Below are 15,649 nucleotides of genomic sequence, written 5' to 3' on the forward strand. Positions count from 1 at the left end.
CGCGCGCTGGCGACGGCTCCGCTTCCATGCCGCGACGGTCGCGGATGAGGTGGACGGACGTATGGCGAGTGAGAAGATCGAGGCCTCCGGCGAGGCCGCGCGGGCGAGCGGGCAAGACCAGCCACAGCCAATGGTGCAGCAGGCTCTGCCCTATCCGGTGCCGGACAATGAGGAGGCACGCCTCGCGGTGCTGGCCTCCTACCATCTGATGGATACTCCGCCGGAGGCGGATTTCGACCGGCTGGCCGCCCTGGCTGCGCGGGTTTTCGACGTGCCCATCGTCCTCGTGTCGCTGCTGGGCCGCGACCGGCAGTTCTTCAAGGCGAGCGTGGGCTTTCCCGTCTGCGAGACGAGCCGGGAGGTCTCGTTCTGCGCCCATGCCATCATGCAGGACGAGATCCTCGTCATTCCCGATGCCACCCGCGATCCGCGCTTCCGCGCCAACCCGCTGGTGCTTGGCCCGCCCTTCATCCGCTTCTATGCCGGCCGCCCGCTGATCGCGCCCACGGGCGAGAAGGTGGGCACGGTCTGCCTCATCGATCACGAGCCCCGCTTCCGCTTCACCGAGACCGACCGGCACAACCTCAACGACCTGGCCGCCATGGCGGTGGACCGCATGGAACTGCGGCGGCTGGACCACGCCCGCAACATCAGCCAGGCCCGGTTCGAGAACATCGCCGCCACCTCCCCCGATGCCATCATCTGCATGAATGCGCAGGGCGAGATCGGCTTCTGGAACAGTTCCGCCGAGCGCCTGTTCGGCCATGGGGCGCAGGACATTCACGGCCGGTCCTGCCGCATTCTGGTGCCCGGTCACCTGCGCCGGGCCTATGACGTGCTGATGGAGCGCATGCGCCGGGGCGGCGGCCTCGGCTCCGCCCTGCGCACGTTCGAGGTGACGGGCCGGCGAAGGGACGGCGTCGAGTTTCCCGCCGAATGCTCCCTCTCCATCTGGCGTGACGGCCCGAACCTCAGCGTGGGGGCCATCGTGCGCGATGTGAGCGACCGGCGGCAGAATGAGGAGCGGCTCTTCCGCCTCGCCTCGCGGGATACGCTCACCGACCTGCCGAACCGCAGCGCGTGGCGCCAGTGCCTGTCGCAGACGCTGGCCTCCGAGCCCGGTGCCACCGTTCTGATGATCGATCTCGACGGCTTCAAGGAAGCCAACGATACGCTCGGGCACTCCGCCGGTGATGCGGTGCTCAAGGAGGTGGCGGGTCGACTGGCCTCCAGTTGCCATGAGGCGCTCATCGTGGCGCGGCTCGGCGGCGACGAGTTCGTGGTGCTGCTGGCCGGCAATGACGAGCATCGGGCGCGGGTGGTGGCCGAGCGCGTGGTCGCGGCCGTCACCGACCGCTACGGCGTCGGCGAGCGCAAGGTCTCCATCGGCGCCAGCATCGGCATCGCTTTCTATCCGGCCCATGGCGCGCGCGGCGAGGATCTCATCAGCGCCGCGGATCTTGCGCTCTACAGGGCGAAGGCCGGCGGCAAGGGCTGCTACGAGGTCTTCACGCCGATGCTGCGCGAGGTGGCCATCGCCCGCCGCGCCTTCGAGGAGGAACTGCGCCGGGCCTTCGAGAACGGCGAGTTCGAGCTCTATTACCAGCCGCAGGTGCTCACTTCGCGCGGCCAGTTGATGGGGGCCGAGGCGCTGCTGCGCTGGAACCATCCGCAGCGCGGCCTTCTCACCCCCGTCTCCTTCCTGGACGTGCTGAGCCACAAGCCTTCCGCCGCGGAGGTGGGGGAATGGATCCTCAACACCGCGCTGAGGCAGGCGGCTGAATGGCGGGTGGCGGTGCCGGGCTTCCGCATGGGCGTCAATCTGTTCGAGGCGCAGTTCCGCTCCGGCCGGCTGATGAGCACGGTGCGCCGGGCGCTGGCGGAGAGCGGCCTGCCGCCCGACGCGCTGGAACTCGAGATCGTGGAGACGATCCTGCTTCAGACGGACCCCGCCACCATCCGCCTGCTGCATGATCTGCGCGCCCTCGGCGTCGGCCTCGCCTTTGATGATTACGGCACCGGCTTTGCGTCCCTGAGCCTCCTCAAGCGCTATCCCGTCTCCCGGCTGAAGATCGACCGCTCCTTCCTGCGCAATGTGAACGACGCACCGCGGGACGCCGCCATCGTGAAGGCCGTGCTCTTCCTCGGCCGGGCCTTCGGCATGTCGGTCATCGCGGAAGGGGTGGAAGACGAGCGGCAGATGGCCTTCCTGCGGGAGAATGGCTGCGACGAGGCGCAGGGCTATCTGTTCGGGCGGCCGATGCCCGCGCGCGAATTCGCGGCGCGCTTCATCCTGTGCGACACGCCCCCGGGGGACTGCGGGCCGGAGTTACGGGAGCGTGCTAGGATCGGCGCATGACGCTGCCCATCCGCCCCGCCCGACCCGAGGACCGCGCCGCCATCGAAGCGCTGGTCCATGCCGCCTATTCGCCTTATGTCGCGCGCAACGGGCTGCTGCCCGGCCCCATGCGCGACGATTACGGCCAACTCATCGGAGAAGGCCGGGTCCATGTGGCGGAGGCGGATGGCGCGATCGCCGGCCTCTTGGTCCTGCTGCCACAGGACGATGCCCTGCTGCTCGACAATGTGGCGGTGGACCCCGCGCGGCACGGCACCGGCATCGGCCGCGCGCTGCTCCTGTTTGCAGAGGAGAGCGCCCGTGCCGCCGGCTATGGCGCGATCCGGCTCTACACGCAGGAGATCATGGTCGAGAATGTCGCGCTCTATAGCCGCATCGGCTATCGCGAGACCCACCGGGCCGAGGAGAAGGGCCTGAAGCGCATCTACATGCTGAAGACGCTCGCAGCCTGATCGTCGATGCACCGGGCCCCCCCCCCCCGGCAGGTCCGGAATGTGTGGTATGAAGGGGCCTCCAGCCGGCCGGCGAACGCCACATCGGACCGGCATGCGCGAGGGCCTGATCCATGAACCGATTGTTCCGGCACGGTCTGTGCCTCGCTCTGGCCGTGGGTCTCGCGCTGCCGGCCGGGATGGCACCGGCCGCCGCGCAGATGGCGGGGCCCGATCTCTCCGCCGCGACCGGCGCTGTCTTCCTCCCCTTCCTCAATGCGCCGGCGCCGGGCGAAGCCATCGCCCGCACGCCCAAGCTGGAGATCCGCTTCCCCGGCGGGCGCAAGCGCCGGGCGGTGATGGATACCGGGTCCACCGGCGTCGTCGTCTCGGCCAATCTCATTCCCAACCTCAGCCAGCTGCCGCAACTCGGGCCTGGCTCGCTCACCTATTCCAGCTCCGGCCAGATCGAGAAGGGCGTGTGGGTCCAGACACCGCTCACCCTGCGGGGAGCCGACGGCACCCGCGTCACCACCCGGCCCATGCCCGTGCTGGCGGTGCAGGAAGTCGCCTGCATGCCCAAGGCGCGGCGCTGCCGGCCCAATCCGAACCCGACGCACATCGCCATGGTGGGCGTGGGCTTTGCCCGCCAGCATGACCATCAGGCCCAGAGCACGCCGGATCACAATCCGCTGCTCAGCATCGAGGGCATGGGCGCGCCTGGCCAGCCGGGTGCCATGCGCCGGGGCTATGTGGTCTCCCGCGCCGGCGTGCTGGTGGGCCTCGACGTCCCGAGCACGCAGGGCTTCACCTTCCTGAAGCTGGAGAAGAGCCCGATCTATCCGGACTGGCAGGCGGTGCCGGGCTGCCTGTCGGTGGCTGGGCGCACGCCGCCCGCCTGCGGGACGATGCTCATGGATACGGGCGTCACCACCATGTATCTCAAGGTGCCGCCCGAGCAACTGTCGGGCCTGACCGCGCCCGATGCCAAGGACCAGCCGGCGCTCGTGCCCGGTACCAGCGTGTCCGTCTCCGTAACCGGCGCACAGGGCATTAGCTACAGCTTTGCGGCGGGGGACACCGCGAACCCGGTGGCGCCGCTCAACGTGGTGCTGGTGGGCCGGGACACCAATCCGACGCCTTTCGTGAACACGTCCGTCCGCTTCCTCAACGGCTTCGATTATCTCTATGACGCCGACGGCGGCTATGTGGGCTTCCGGCCGCTGAAATGACGAAGGGGCGGATCACTCCGCCCCTTCGTATCGTCTGGTCGGTGAAAGATCAGGAACCGATGGTCTGCCGGTTGAAGGGCAGGTTGAGCATCGGCTTGCCCGTGGCCGCGAACAGCGCGTTGGCCACCGCCGGCCCGATGGGCGGCACGCCGGGCTCGCCGATGCCCGTGGGCTTCTCGGTGGAGGGCACGATATGCACCTCCACCTTGGGCATCTGCGACATGCGCAGCGGCTCGTAGGTATCGAAATTGGCCTGGTCCACCTGGCCGTCGGTCAGCGTGATGGCGTCCTGCATCACATGGCCGAGGCCGAAGCCGACGCCGCCTTCCACCTGCGCCCGCACCACGTCGGGATTGACCACGAAACCGCAGTCCACCGCCGCCACCACGCGATCAACCCGGTAGCCCTTCTCCAGCAGCGTGATCTCCGCCACTTCGGCCACATAGGTGTTGAAGCTCTTGTGGGCGGCAACGCCCCGGAAGCGGCCCTTCTCCAGCGTGGTGCCCCAGCGCGCCTTCTCGGCCGCCAGCGCCAGCACCGCCTTGAGGCGCGGGTCCTTCAGGATCTCCATCCGGAACGCCACCGGGTCCTTGCCGGCGGCCTTGGCGAGCTGGTCGATCATCACCTCCACCGCATAAGCGGTGTGGGTGTGGCCGACCGAGCGCCACCACAGCACCGGCACCCCCACCTTGGGGCTGGTGAGCTCCACATGCAGGTTGGGAATGGCGTAGCCCATGCCCGCCGCGCCCTCGATGGAGGTGGCGTCGATATTGTTCACCACCATCATCTTCTCGAAGAGGGTGCCCGAGAGGATGGACTGGCCGACCACATGGTGCTTCCACGCCACCGGCTTGCCGGAGGCATCCACCGCCGCCTTCACCCGGTGCAGATACATGGGGCGGTAGTAGCCCGCCTTCATGTCGTCCTCGCGGGTCCACACCAGCTTCACCGGCACGCCCTTGCCGTGGGCCTTGGCGATGGCCACGGCCTCCACCACGAAGTCGGCATTGGCGACCGCGCGGCGGCCGAAGCTGCCGCCCGCCCAGAGGCTGTTGATGGTCACCTTGTCGACGCTGGTGCCCGCCGCCGCCGCCGCGCCGGGGGCGTCGGCGGAGGGGAATTGCGAGGCGGTCCAGATGGTCACCTGATCACCGGTGATCTGGGCCACCGCATTCATGGGCTCCATGGGCGCGTGCGCGAGGAAGGGAAATTCGAAATCCGCCTCCACCACCTTCACGCCGGGCGCCTTGAAGGCGTCCTCCACATTGCCTTCGGTCTCGGCCACGTTGCCAGGCTTGCCCAGCAGCGCGCGATATTCCTCGCGCAGCGCATCGGTGCCGCGCTTCTCCGCCTTGGCTTCGTCCCACTCCACCTTCAGGGCGTTGCGGCCCTTCATGGCGGCATAGGTGGTCTTGGCCAGCACCGCGACGCCCTGCGGCACCACGACCACCGCCTCGACGCCCTTCACGGCGCGGGCGGCGGCATCGTCCACCTTCAGCGCCTTGGCGCCGAAGCGCGGGGGATGGGCCACCACCGCCACCAGCATGCCGGGCAGCTTCACGTCCTGCGTATAGGTGGCGGTGCCCGTGGTCTTGAGGAGGTTGTCCACGCGGTGCGTGCCCTCCTTGCCCACCAGCGCGTAATTGGCCGCCTTCTTGAGCGGCGGGTCCTGCGGCACCGGCTCGCGCGCGGCCGAGGCGGCGAGTTCGCCGAAGGTGGCGGTCTTCGGGCCGGCCATCAGCGTGCCGGAGGTGATGGTGATGGCATCCGCCGGCACGTTGAGCGCCTTGGCGCCCGCCGCCAGAAGCATGGCGCGGGCCGCAGCACCCGCCCGGCGATAGACGTCGAAGCTTGCCGCCATGGAAGTGGAGCCGCCGGTGCCCTGCGCGCCGCCGAAGGCGGCATTGCCATAGACCTTGGGGTCGAGCGGGGCGAACTCGGTCTTCACCTTGGAGAGGTCGGCGTCCAGTTCCTCCGCCACCAGCGTGGCAAAGCCCGTGGTGGTGCCCTGGCCGAGGTCGAGATGCTTCACCACCACCGTGATGGTGCCGTCCGGCGCGATGCGCACGAAGGGATTGATGCTGGCGGCGGCGGCATCCGTCGCCGCGGCGGCGGGGCCGGTGGGCAGGATGTCGGTGCCGATGACGAGGCCGATGCCGACCCCGCCCATGGCCCTGAGGATGGCGCGGCGCGAGAGACCGGCTTCGGCGGCTTTGAGAATGGCATTCATGGCTCAGGCCTCCAGCCGGCGGGCGGCGTCGTGGATGGCGGCGCGGACGCGCTGGTAGGTGGCACAGCGGCAGACATTGCCGTCCATGGCGGCGTCGATGTCGGCGTCCGTGGGCTTCTTGTTGTCGGTGAGCAGCGCCACGGCGGACATGATCTGGCCGGACTGGCAATAGCCGCACTGGACCACATCGAGCTGACGCCAGGCCGCCTGGACGGCCTCGGCCTCGCGGCTCTTCAGGCCCTCGATGGTGGTGACCTTGGCGTCGCCAACGTCGCCGATGGCGGTCTGGCAGGAGCGAACGGCGGCGCCGTCCACATGCACCGTGCAGGCGCCGCAGAGGGCCTGGCCGCAGCCGAACTTGGTGCCGGTGAGGTCCAGTTCGTCGCGCAGCACCCAGAGAAGGGGCGTGTCCGGCTCGGCCTCGACCGTCCGGGTCTGGCCGTTGATGGAAAGGGTGATGGGCATGGCGGGCTCCCTGCCGCCGGCTGAGGCGCGGCGGTTCGAAAAACGAGCCTTACGTAATCACAACCTGGAGGCGTTCCAGAGTGTGATTTCGAAATGCTGCGTTCACGAAATGGAGGTGATCCGCCCCCACCGATCTCGGGAGACGTTCCGTACTGTCAAAGCGCGACGGGGGCGTGACTCTCTGTCTGGCCTTGCGGAACGCCCTCGCCGGACGTGGCCCGGCGGTGGTCGAAGGCGGCGCGGGCGGCTTCCACATCCTTGATGTGCGCCTCCGCCCAACGGGACAGGGGCGTGAGGGTTTCCGCGAGCGAGGCCCCGAGGGGCGTGAGGGCATACTCGACCGTCACCGGCACCGTGGGGAAAGCCGTGCGGGTGACGAAGCCGTCGCGTTCCAGCGTCTTCAGCGTCTGCGAGAGGACCTTCTGCGACAGGCCCTGGATCTTCCGCCGCAGCGCGTTGAAGCGCTGGGGTTCGTCCGCCAGCAACTGCAGGATGAGCACGGCCCATTTGTCCGCGATCCGGTCGAGAATCTGGCGGGTGGGGCAATCGGCGGCATAGGTGTTCGGCGGGAGATCGGTCTGCATCGGCGGCTCTATCGCGCTGCGGCGGGATCGTGAGGTTTCCAGACGGTGACCAGATCACGCCAAGGTGCGTTCTTTACACCTGATACTAAAAAGGACATCTGGTTTCCATCGGAAACTTAAGGAACAGATCGTCATGAAGATCGCAGTCATCGGCGCCTCGGGAAATGCCGGCGCCGAAATCACCGCCGAACTCGCCCGCCGCGGCCATCAGGTCACCGCCATCGCCCGCAATGCGGACAAGATCGCCAAGCTGCCCGGCGTGACGGCCGTAGCCGGCGATGCGGGCGATGCTGCCGGAATCGCCAAGCTGATCGCCGGCCATGATGCCGTGGTCAGCTCCATCCATTTCCTGGCCAGCGACGCGGATGAGCTGATTTCCGCGGTGAAGCAGGCAGGCGTGCCGCGCTATCTGGTGGTCGGCGGGGCCGGCAGCCTCGAGGTGGCGCCCGGGGTAAAGCTCTTCGATACGCCGGACTTCCCCGCGATCTACCTCGGCGAAGCCAAGGCGGGCGGCGCCTTCCTCGACAAGCTGAAGGCCGAGCCGGACCTCAACTGGACCTTCCTCTCGCCCGCCGCTCTGTTCTTCCATGGCCCGCGCACCGGCACCTTCCGCGTCGGCGGTGACGGGCTTCTGGTGGCGGCGGATGGCAACAGCTCGATCTCCTTCGCCGATTATGCCATCGCGCTGGCGGACGAGATCGAGACGCCGCGCCATCCCCGCGCGCGCTTCACCGTCGGCTACTGAGGGCGTCATGACCATCCGCCTGCACTACATCCATGATCCGCTGTGCGGATGGTGCTACGCCGCCGCGCCGCTCGCCGAAGCTGCGGCCGCCGTTCCGGGCGTCGAGATCGTGCTGCATGGAGGCGGGCTCTTTCCGGAGCCCGCCCAACTCGCCCCGGCCATGGTGAGCCACATCCGCGCGGCGGACGCCCGCATCGCGCAGATGACCGGACAGGCGTTCGGGCGGCCCTATCTGGACGAATTGCTGCCGGACCCCGCCCTGCGCCTCCACTCGCTGCCGCCCATCGCGGCGGTGATGGCGGCCGAGGAACTGGCGGGGCAGGGGCTCGGGATGCACGTCGCCATCCAGCGCGCCCATTATGTGGACGGCAAAAGGGTGGTGGAGCCGGAAACGCTGGCCGATCTTGCGCAGGGACTGGGTCTCGACCGGGAGGGCTTCGTTTCGGCGCTCGGCCGCCAGCCCGTCGCCGATCATCTGTCGCAGACCCGCAGGCTCATGGCCCGCTTCGGGCTCGGCGGCTTTCCCGGCTTCGTGCGCGAGAGTGACGGTCGCTTCGACGTGCTGCCGCACACGCAGCTTTATGGCCAGCCGGGCAAGTTCGCGGACCTGCTGAAGGCAGGCTGACCGCGCAAAAGAAAAGGGAGCCGGCGAACCGGCTCCCTCCTACGCATACTGAACTCTGGTCGGCTTGGACGTCCTCAGAAGTCCATGCCGCCACCGAAGCTGGCTTTCTCCAGCTTCGGAATACCTGAGCCGTTGGTCGGCTTCGACTTCCTCAGAAGTCCATGCCGCCACCGAAGCTGGCCTTCGCCAGCTTCGGAATACCTGAACTGTTGGTCGGCATGGACTTCCTCAGAAGTCCATGCCGCCCATGCCGCCCATGCCGCCGCCCGGCATCGCGGGCATGCCGGCGTCCTTCTTCGGCAGCTCGGCGATGAGCGCCTCGGTGGTCACCAGCAGGCTGGCCACGGAAGAGGCGTCCTGGAGGGCGGTGCGCACGACCTTGGCCGGGTCGACGACGCCTTCGGCGACGAGGTCCACATACTGCTCGGTCTGGGCGTTGAAGCCGAAATTGCCTTCGCTTTCGAGCACCTTGCCCACCACGATGGAGCCTTCCACGCCGGAGTTCTCGGCGATCTGGCGGATCGGGGCCTCAAGGGCGCGCAGCACGATCTTGATGCCGGCGGCGATGTCGGGGTTCTCGGAGGAGAGGGCTTCCACGGCCTTCTTGGCGCGCAGCAGGGCCACGCCGCCACCAGGGACGATGCCTTCTTCCACCGCAGCGCGGGTGGCGTTCAGCGCGTCGTCCACGCGGTCCTTCTTCTCCTTGACTTCCACTTCCGTGGAGCCGCCGACGCGGATGACCGCAACGCCGCCCGCGAGCTTGGCCAGACGCTCCTGGAGCTTCTCACGGTCGTAGTCCGAGGAGGTCTCCTCGATCTGCGCCTTGATCTGCGCCACGCGGGCCTCGATCTCCGCCTTCTCGCCGACGCCGTCGACGATCGTGGTCTTTTCCTTCTCGAGGATGACCTTCTTGGCGCGGCCGAGCTGGGCCAGCGTCACGTTCTCGAGCTTGATGCCGAGATCTTCGGAGATCACCTGACCGCCGGTGAGGATGGCGATATCCTCGAGCATGGCCTTGCGACGGTCACCGAAGCCGGGAGCCTTCACGGCCGCGACCTTGAGGCCGCCGCGCAGCTTGTTGACCACGAGGGTGGCCAGAGCCTCGCCCTCGACGTCCTCGGCCACGATGACGAGCGGCTTGCCGGACTGCACCACGGCCTCAAGGACCGGGAGGATCGGCTGGAGGCCGGAGAGCTTCTTCTCGAAGATCAGCAGGAAGGGATCTTCGAGGTCGGCGATCATCTTCTCCGCATTCGTGATGAAATAGGGAGAGAGATAGCCGCGGTCGAACTGCATGCCCTCGACCACTTCGAGCTCGGTCTCGGCGGTCTTGGCTTCCTCGACGGTGATGACACCCTCGTTGCCGACCTTCTGCATCGCGCCGGCGATCATCTCGCCGATGGAGCTGTCGCCATTGGCGGAAATGGTGCCGACCTGGGCCACCTCGGCGGAGGAGGAGACCTTCTTGGCGCGGGCCTGGATGTCCTTCACCGCAGCGGCGGTGGCGAGGTCGATGCCGCGCTTCAGGTCCATCGGGTTCATGCCGGCGGCAACCGCCTTGGCGCCTTCCTTGACGATGGCCTGGGCCAGCACCGTGGCGGTGGTGGTGCCGTCGCCGGCGAGGTCATTGGTCTTGGAGGCGACTTCGCGCACCAGCTGGGCGCCGAGGTTCTCGAACTTGTCCTCGAGCTCGATTTCCTTGGCGACGGACACGCCGTCCTTGGTGATGCGCGGGGCGCCGAAGGACTTCTCGATCACCACGTTGCGGCCCTTGGGGCCGAGGGTGACCTTCACCGCGTTGGCGAGGATGTCCACGCCGCGCAGCATCTTCTCGCGGGCTTCGCCGGCGAACTTGACTTCTTTGGCAGCCATGTTGGCTCTCCTGAAAGGGAAACGGGAGGAAGGGACAGGCGGGCGCGGATCAGCCGATCACGCCGAGGATGTCGCTTTCCTTCATGATCAGCAGGTCCTGGCCATCGATCTTGACCTCGGTGCCGGACCACTTGCCGAACAGCACGCGGTCGCCGGCCTTCACGTCGAGGGCCACGACCTTGCCGTTCTCGTCACGGGCGCCCGGACCCACGGCGACCACCTCGCCCTCCTGGGGCTTTTCCTTGGCGGTGTCGGGGATGATGATGCCGCCGGCAGTCTTCTGCTCGGCTTCGATGCGCTTGACGACCACGCGGTCATGCAGGGGACGGAAGGACATAGGCCTGATCCTCTCGGGCAGTGAAGCGAGGCGCGCTCGCATTGCTGGCACTCACCGGATGGGAGTGCCAAACTCGGCCCGGAGATAAGGTCGGCCACTCGCCGCGTCAAGGCGGATGGACAACACATCGCAGCAGAAATGGGCGGCGCTGGGGCGGACGCCTCACGGGATCGCGACGGCAGGTTCGGGAACCAAGTGGTAACTTCGTCTGTCTTAAGCTCTTGCTTCAGCGGGCGTGGCGACCGCCGGCAGCGGCGCGGGTGGCTCCGGGTCGACGCCGCATCCGCCCCGTTCTATGGTCCGTCCGCTACCGTTCGCCTGGGGAGCGGCCTTCCCCGATATCTGGGCTCTCGCGCCTCGGAGTAGTTGAATGCCTCAGTCGTCCATCCGTCCGGTTCGCGCGGATGTCGCTTCAGGAAAACGCCGTTCGCTGGGCGCGATCGCGGCCGTCACGTGCGCGGGCCTGCTGCTGGCCGCCTGCGCCACCACGGAGGCGCCGCCGCCCCCGCCGCCGCCCGGCCCGCCCCAGTATACGAGCCCGATCCCGGCCTCGAGCCTCGTGGGCCGCTACGGTCTTGCGGCCTACCACCGCCCCGAGGATGCCGGGCGCACCGAGGCACAGGCCCGCGCCCAGTGCTCCAACCCCTACATCATCACCGCCGGCCCCAATGGCGGCGTCATGATGTATCTGGCCGACGATCCGAAGCTGACGGAAGTGGTGTCCAAGGCCGCCGGCGGTCCCACCTACATCGGCCCGCCCGAGGATGCGGCCGGCGACGTGCGCGACCGGCAGGTGCTGCGCTGGGACGGCCATGTGCTGGTGCTCAAGTGGGTGGATCCGGAAGTGAACAAGCGCTACGGCACCATGGTCTATGTGCGCTGCAACTGATCCGGTCCGCGTCTGACAGTCTCAAAGCCCCGGCTCCGGCCGGGGCTTTTGCGTTTCGCCCGCCGTGCGGACCCGCGTGATCCGTCCGGGCCGCAGACCACGGTCGGGGCAGCCGATGCCGCGGTCAGTCCGGCAGAGTGGGACGCCCGTCCGCATCCAGTGGCCAGAAGGGATTGTGCGCCACTTCCCACAGATGGCCGTCTGGATCGGCGAAATAGCCGGAATAGCCGCCCCAGAAGGCCCGCTGGGCGGGCTTTACGATTTCCGCGCCGAGGCGCGCCGCATGGGCGAGGGCGGCATCGACGCTCGCCTCGTCCGGCACGTTGAAGGCGAGCGTAGCGGCCGCGCGTCCCGCGTCCGCTTCGGCGTCAAGGCCCGCGTCCGCGGCGAGCGCCGCGCGCGGGAACAGGGACAAGGCGACGCCGCCCGCCTGAAAGAAGGACACCCCAGTCGTGGCGTGCTCCCGCCGCTCCAGCCCCATGGCCGCATAGAAAGCGGTGGCGCGGGGGAGATCGGCGACGCCGAGCGTGACGAGATGGAGCGCGAAGGCGGGTGGCATCGGGACCTCAGTCGAAAAGCGAGAGCTGCTGGCCGGCCTGAACCGGGCGGCGGAAATGGGCGGTGGAGAGCTTGTGGCTGCGGGCATTGAGCCCCAGCCGCTTGGCGGCGATCTCGAAGCGGCGGCCGAGCGTCCAGGCATAGGGGCCGTCGCCCCGCCCGCGCTTGCCGAAGGTCGAATCATAATCCTTGCCGCCGTGCATCTCCCGCACCAGCGCCATCACGTGGCGGGCCTTGTCGGGAAAATGCGTCACCAGCCACTCCTTGAAGAGATCGGCGATCTCCAGCGGCAGGCGCAGGGTGACATAGCCGGCTTCCGTCGCGCCGGCGAACTTCGCCGCATCGAGGATGCGTTCGATTTCGCTGTCGTTGAGCGCGGGAATGAGCGGGGCGGAGAGGACCGCGGTCGGAATGCCGGCCTCCGACAGGCGCTGGATGGTGGCGAGCCTCCGGTGCGGTGCCGCGGCCCGCGGCTCCATGAGGCGGGCGAGATGCGGGTCCAGCGTGGTGACGGAGATGGCCACCTTGGCGAGCCCCTTTTCGGCCATGGGGGCGAGGATGTCGATGTCCCGCGCCACCAGCGCCGACTTGGTGACGATGGCGACCGGATGACCGAAGTCGCTCAGCACCTGGAGGATGCGACGGGTGATCTCGTGCTGGCGCTCGATGGGCTGGTAGGGGTCCGTATTGGTGCCCATGGCGATGGTGCGCGGCTGGTAGCGCGGCTGCGCCAGCTCGCGCGCCAGCAGCTCGGGCGCATCGGGCTTCACGAACAGCTTGGTCTCGAAATCGAGGCCGGCAGAGAGGCCCTGATAGGCGTGGGTGGGCCGCGCGAAGCAATAGATGCAGCCATGCTCGCAGCCGCGATAGGCATTGATGGAGCGGTCGAAGCCGATGTCCGGGGACTGGTTGCGGGTGATGACGGTGCGCGCCCGCTCCTCGGTGACCTGCGTGCGGAAGGGGGGCAGGTCGTCCAGCGACTGCCATCCGTCGTCGAACAGCACGCGGGCGGCGGGCTCGAAGCGGCCGGCGGCATTGGAGAGCGCGCCGCGCCCGCGACGTGCCGTCTCGTCCACCTGCGTTCCGCCCTCGCCGGCGGCCGCGTCCTGCGCCGCCGCGCGCGGCGTGGGCATGGGGCGGTCGCGCTCTTCCGCGAGCCGGCCCATGATGCGCGCGCCCCTCGAGGTGCGGGGCTCCTCCCCGGCGGGCTCGCCCCGGCTTCTGCGGGCCTTGTCGAGCGCTTCGGCGCTGTGACGTCGCGCCGCATCCAGCCGTTCGCGCGCCGCCGACCAGCGGTCGTCCGGCAGGGCGGCAAAGTCCGGGGCGGAGGAAGGGGAAGAGTCGCGATGCAATTCCATGCTTGGAATCCTACGTCCAAGACAGGAACGAAACAAGAACAAACTTCCCGGTAGAGGAGCGCGTTTTGCGCTTGATCAGGCGCTTGACTGGTATATTGTCCACCACCGCAAAGTTGCCACAAGAGCCCTCATCCGCTAAAGGGCCTAATCCACCATCCGCCAGGGGGGGATCCGATGTCCGAGCACGGTGCGATCGAATACGCGACTGCTGACGGCAATGATTATGCCGAGCACAAGCGGACCTACGAGCTTTTCACCGCGCTGACCAAATGGGGCACGGTCGCCGTCGCCGCCCTGATGGTCATCATGTGGTTCACTCTCCTCTGAGCGCTGCTCGGAACTCGTAGAGGTTTCAGATGAAAATCGCTGTACCCGCCGAGGTTGATCTCGGCGAGCCGAGGGTTGCTGCGACCCCGGATACGGTCAAGCGCCTGATCGGCCTTGGCGCGGAGGTGGCTGTCCAGTCGGGCGCCGGCCTCGCCTCGGGTATTCCCGATGCCGATTATCAGGCCGTTGGCGCGACCATTGCCGCCACCGCCGGCGACGCGGTGAGCGGCGCTGACGTTGTGCTCAAGGTGCGCCGTCCCACGGTGGAAGAGATCGCCGGCTACAAGAGCGGCGCCCTCGTCATCGGCATCATGGATCCCTATGGCAATGAGGCGGCTCTGGCCGAGCTCGCCAAGGCCGGTCTGTCCACCTTCGCCATGGAGCTGATGCCGCGCATCACCCGCGCGCAGGTGATGGACGTGCTGTCCTCGCAGGCGAACCTCGCCGGCTATCGCGCCGTGATCGACGCCTCGGCCGAGTTCGGCCGCGCCCTGCCCATGATGATGACCGCCGCCGGCACCGTTCCGGCCGCCAAGGTCTTCGTGATGGGCGCCGGCGTCGCCGGCCTTCAGGCCATCGCGACCGCCCGCCGCCTCGGCGCGGTCGTCACCGCCACCGACGTGCGTCCCGCCGCCAAGGAGCAGGTGGAATCCCTCGGCGCCAAGTTCGTCGCGGTGGAGGACGAGGAGTTCAAGCAGGCCGAGACGGCGGCGGGCTACGCCAAGCCCATGTCCGCCGAATATCAGGCCAAGCAGGCGGCCCTCGTCGCCGAGCACATCAAGAAGCAGGACATCGTCATCACCACGGCGCTGATCCCCGGCCGGCCTGCGCCGCGCCTGGTCTCCGCCGCCATGGTGGCCTCCATGAAGCCCGGCTCCGTGATCGTCGACCTCGCGGTCGAGCGCGGCGGCAACGTGGAAGGCGCGGTGCCCGGCGAGGTCGCGGACGTGAACGGCGTGAAGATCGTCGGCCACCTCAACGTGCCCGGCCGCCTCGCTGCCTCGTCCTCGCAGCTTTATGCCAAGAACCTCTTCGCCTTCCTCGAGACCCTCGTGGACAAGCAGGCGAAGGCGCTGGCGGTGAAGTGGGACGACGAGCTGGTCAAGGCCACCCTGCTCACCCGCGACGGCGCCGTGGTGCATCCGAATTTCGCCCCCAAGGTTGAGGGAGCTGCCCAATGAACCCCATCACCGCTCAGGCCGCGGCTGATTCCGCCGCCCAGGCGAAGGCTGCCGCCGAGATCGCCCGGCAGGCCGCGGACGCCGCCCAGCTCTATGCCGATCAGGCCGCCGCCGCCGTCGGCGCGGTCGCCCATGCGGCCACCGGCGGGGCCATCGACCCCTTCGTGTTCCGCCTGTCCATCTTCGTGCTGGCGGTGTTCGTCGGTTATTACGTGGTGTGGTCGGTCACCCCGGCGCTCCACACCCCCCTCATGTCGGTCACCAACGCCATCTCGTCGGTGATCGTGGTCGGTGCGCTGCTGGCGGTGGGCGTCTCCACCGTGGGCGACCCGGGCCACACCTGGTGGGCGCGCGGCTTCGGCTTCATCGCACTGATCTTTGCATCGGTGAACATCTTCGGCGGCTTCCTCGTGACCAGCCGAATGCTCGCCATGTACCAGAAGAAGAAGTGAGGGC

At 68.3% G+C, this 15,649-nt stretch carries 16 protein-coding genes; 9 read left to right on the top strand and 7 right to left on the bottom strand.

The genetic code is table 11. From position 1 onward, the window contains the following. The first annotated feature begins 61 nt into the window (after positions 1-61). The 3 genes from AZC_RS02120 (at position 62) to AZC_RS26020 (ending at position 4,022) form a co-directional block, all read left to right on the top strand. A complete protein-coding gene (locus AZC_RS02120; RefSeq protein ID WP_197531784.1) occupies positions 62-2,359 on the top strand; it encodes a putative bifunctional diguanylate cyclase/phosphodiesterase in 2,298 nt (765 codons plus the stop codon). After that, a complete protein-coding gene (locus AZC_RS02125) occupies positions 2,356-2,811 on the top strand; it encodes a GNAT family N-acetyltransferase (RefSeq protein WP_012168948.1) in 456 nt (151 codons plus the stop codon). Before AZC_RS02120 ends, AZC_RS02125 begins: the two co-directional genes overlap by 4 nt. Positions 2,812-2,924: 113 nt before the next feature. Further along, positions 2,925-4,022 (top strand): hypothetical protein, encoded by a 1,098-nt coding sequence (locus AZC_RS26020; RefSeq protein ID WP_012168949.1) that lies wholly within the window; start codon positions 2,925-2,927, stop codon positions 4,020-4,022. Positions 4,023-4,071: 49 nt separating this feature from the next. On the opposite strand, the gene AZC_RS02135 is transcribed toward AZC_RS26020, so the two are convergent. The 3 genes from AZC_RS02135 to AZC_RS02145 all read right to left on the bottom strand — a co-directional run bounded on the left by AZC_RS02135 (position 4,072) and on the right by AZC_RS02145 (position 7,301). Then, a complete protein-coding gene (locus tag AZC_RS02135) occupies positions 4,072-6,252 on the bottom strand; it encodes a xanthine dehydrogenase family protein molybdopterin-binding subunit (protein ID WP_012168950.1) in 2,181 nt (726 codons plus the stop codon). 3 nt (positions 6,253-6,255) lie between these two features. Then, positions 6,256-6,717, bottom strand: coding sequence for a (2Fe-2S)-binding protein (locus AZC_RS02140; protein ID WP_012168951.1), 462 nt, complete (start codon positions 6,715-6,717; stop codon positions 6,256-6,258). A gap of 155 nt (positions 6,718-6,872) precedes the next feature. Further along, a complete protein-coding gene (locus tag AZC_RS02145) occupies positions 6,873-7,301 on the bottom strand; it encodes a winged helix-turn-helix transcriptional regulator (RefSeq protein WP_012168952.1) in 429 nt (142 codons plus the stop codon). A gap of 133 nt (positions 7,302-7,434) precedes the next feature. Between AZC_RS02145 and AZC_RS02150 the strand changes: the two genes are divergently transcribed. Continuing rightward, positions 7,435-8,046, top strand: coding sequence for an NAD(P)-dependent oxidoreductase (locus AZC_RS02150; protein ID WP_012168953.1), 612 nt, complete (start codon positions 7,435-7,437; stop codon positions 8,044-8,046). Between the two features lie 7 nt (positions 8,047-8,053). Further along, positions 8,054-8,671, top strand: a complete 618-nt coding sequence (locus AZC_RS02155) for a DsbA family protein (RefSeq protein ID WP_012168954.1) — start codon at positions 8,054-8,056, stop codon at positions 8,669-8,671. 228 nt (positions 8,672-8,899) lie between these two features. Here the strand turns inward: AZC_RS02155 and groL are convergent, their stop codons facing one another. Both groL and groES read right to left on the bottom strand, forming a co-directional pair. Continuing rightward, positions 8,900-10,543, bottom strand: a complete 1,644-nt coding sequence (gene groL, locus AZC_RS02160) for a chaperonin GroEL (protein WP_012168955.1) — start codon at positions 10,541-10,543, stop codon at positions 8,900-8,902. Positions 10,544-10,592: 49 nt separating this feature from the next. Continuing rightward, a complete protein-coding gene (gene groES / locus AZC_RS02165) occupies positions 10,593-10,880 on the bottom strand; it encodes a co-chaperone GroES (RefSeq protein ID WP_012168956.1) in 288 nt (95 codons plus the stop codon). A 370-nt stretch (positions 10,881-11,250) separates the two neighbouring features. Between groES and AZC_RS02170 the strand changes: the two genes are divergently transcribed. Next, positions 11,251-11,769, top strand: coding sequence for a hypothetical protein (locus AZC_RS02170; RefSeq protein ID WP_012168957.1), 519 nt, complete (start codon positions 11,251-11,253; stop codon positions 11,767-11,769). A gap of 124 nt (positions 11,770-11,893) precedes the next feature. Here AZC_RS02170 and AZC_RS02175 read toward each other — a convergent pair whose 3' ends face one another. Both AZC_RS02175 and AZC_RS02180 read right to left on the bottom strand, forming a co-directional pair. After that, positions 11,894-12,328: a VOC family protein gene (locus AZC_RS02175; RefSeq protein WP_012168958.1), complete on the bottom strand. Its 435-nt coding sequence runs from the start codon at positions 12,326-12,328 to the stop codon at positions 11,894-11,896. Positions 12,329-12,335: 7 nt separating this feature from the next. Further along, positions 12,336-13,493, bottom strand: coding sequence for a PA0069 family radical SAM protein (locus AZC_RS02180; protein ID WP_052286068.1), 1,158 nt, complete (start codon positions 13,491-13,493; stop codon positions 12,336-12,338). 366 nt (positions 13,494-13,859) lie between these two features. On the opposite strand from AZC_RS02180, the gene AZC_RS02185 reads away from it, so the two are divergent. The 3 genes from AZC_RS02185 to AZC_RS02195 are packed head-to-tail and all read left to right on the top strand — an operon-like array spanning position 13,860 to position 15,645. Further along, positions 13,860-14,012, top strand: coding sequence for an aa3-type cytochrome c oxidase subunit IV (locus AZC_RS02185; protein WP_012168960.1), 153 nt, complete (start codon positions 13,860-13,862; stop codon positions 14,010-14,012). 29 nt (positions 14,013-14,041) lie between these two features. After that, on the top strand, positions 14,042-15,193 hold the full coding sequence (locus AZC_RS02190; protein ID WP_012168961.1) for a Re/Si-specific NAD(P)(+) transhydrogenase subunit alpha: 1,152 nt from the start codon (positions 14,042-14,044) through the stop codon (positions 15,191-15,193). Continuing rightward, positions 15,190-15,645, top strand: a complete 456-nt coding sequence (locus tag AZC_RS02195) for a proton-translocating transhydrogenase family protein (protein WP_012168962.1) — start codon at positions 15,190-15,192, stop codon at positions 15,643-15,645. Before AZC_RS02190 ends, AZC_RS02195 begins: the two co-directional genes overlap by 4 nt. Positions 15,646-15,649 lie beyond the last annotated feature (4 nt).

Source organism: Azorhizobium caulinodans ORS 571 (genome assembly GCF_000010525.1).
In the GTDB taxonomy this organism is placed as follows: domain Bacteria; phylum Pseudomonadota; class Alphaproteobacteria; order Rhizobiales; family Xanthobacteraceae; genus Azorhizobium; species Azorhizobium caulinodans.

What these genes read in the sequence shown, in the direction of transcription:
- groL (WP_012168955.1), bottom strand. Translation starts at nt 10,543, where the DNA reads ATGGCTGCCAAAGAAGTCAAGTTCGCCGGCGAAGCCCGCGAGAAGATG.
- AZC_RS02145 (WP_012168952.1), bottom strand. Translation starts at nt 7,301, where the DNA reads ATGCAGACCGATCTCCCGCCGAACACCTATGCCGCCGATTGCCCCACC.
- AZC_RS02150 (WP_012168953.1), top strand. Translation starts at nt 7,435, where the DNA reads ATGAAGATCGCAGTCATCGGCGCCTCGGGAAATGCCGGCGCCGAAATC.
- AZC_RS02135 (WP_012168950.1), bottom strand. Translation starts at nt 6,252, where the DNA reads ATGAATGCCATTCTCAAAGCCGCCGAAGCCGGTCTCTCGCGCCGCGCC.
- AZC_RS02140 (WP_012168951.1), bottom strand. Translation starts at nt 6,717, where the DNA reads ATGCCCATCACCCTTTCCATCAACGGCCAGACCCGGACGGTCGAGGCC.
- AZC_RS26020 (WP_012168949.1), top strand. Translation starts at nt 2,925, where the DNA reads ATGAACCGATTGTTCCGGCACGGTCTGTGCCTCGCTCTGGCCGTGGGT.
- AZC_RS02185 (WP_012168960.1), top strand. Translation starts at nt 13,860, where the DNA reads ATGTCCGAGCACGGTGCGATCGAATACGCGACTGCTGACGGCAATGAT.
- AZC_RS02170 (WP_012168957.1), top strand. Translation starts at nt 11,251, where the DNA reads ATGCCTCAGTCGTCCATCCGTCCGGTTCGCGCGGATGTCGCTTCAGGA.
- AZC_RS02155 (WP_012168954.1), top strand. Translation starts at nt 8,054, where the DNA reads ATGACCATCCGCCTGCACTACATCCATGATCCGCTGTGCGGATGGTGC.
- groES (WP_012168956.1), bottom strand. Translation starts at nt 10,880, where the DNA reads ATGTCCTTCCGTCCCCTGCATGACCGCGTGGTCGTCAAGCGCATCGAA.
- AZC_RS02190 (WP_012168961.1), top strand. Translation starts at nt 14,042, where the DNA reads ATGAAAATCGCTGTACCCGCCGAGGTTGATCTCGGCGAGCCGAGGGTT.
- AZC_RS02120 (WP_197531784.1), top strand. Translation starts at nt 62, where the DNA reads ATGGCGAGTGAGAAGATCGAGGCCTCCGGCGAGGCCGCGCGGGCGAGC.
- AZC_RS02180 (WP_052286068.1), bottom strand. Translation starts at nt 13,493, where the DNA reads ATGGGCCGGCTCGCGGAAGAGCGCGACCGCCCCATGCCCACGCCGCGC.
- AZC_RS02195 (WP_012168962.1), top strand. Translation starts at nt 15,190, where the DNA reads ATGAACCCCATCACCGCTCAGGCCGCGGCTGATTCCGCCGCCCAGGCG.
- AZC_RS02125 (WP_012168948.1), top strand. Translation starts at nt 2,356, where the DNA reads ATGACGCTGCCCATCCGCCCCGCCCGACCCGAGGACCGCGCCGCCATC.
- AZC_RS02175 (WP_012168958.1), bottom strand. Translation starts at nt 12,328, where the DNA reads ATGCCACCCGCCTTCGCGCTCCATCTCGTCACGCTCGGCGTCGCCGAT.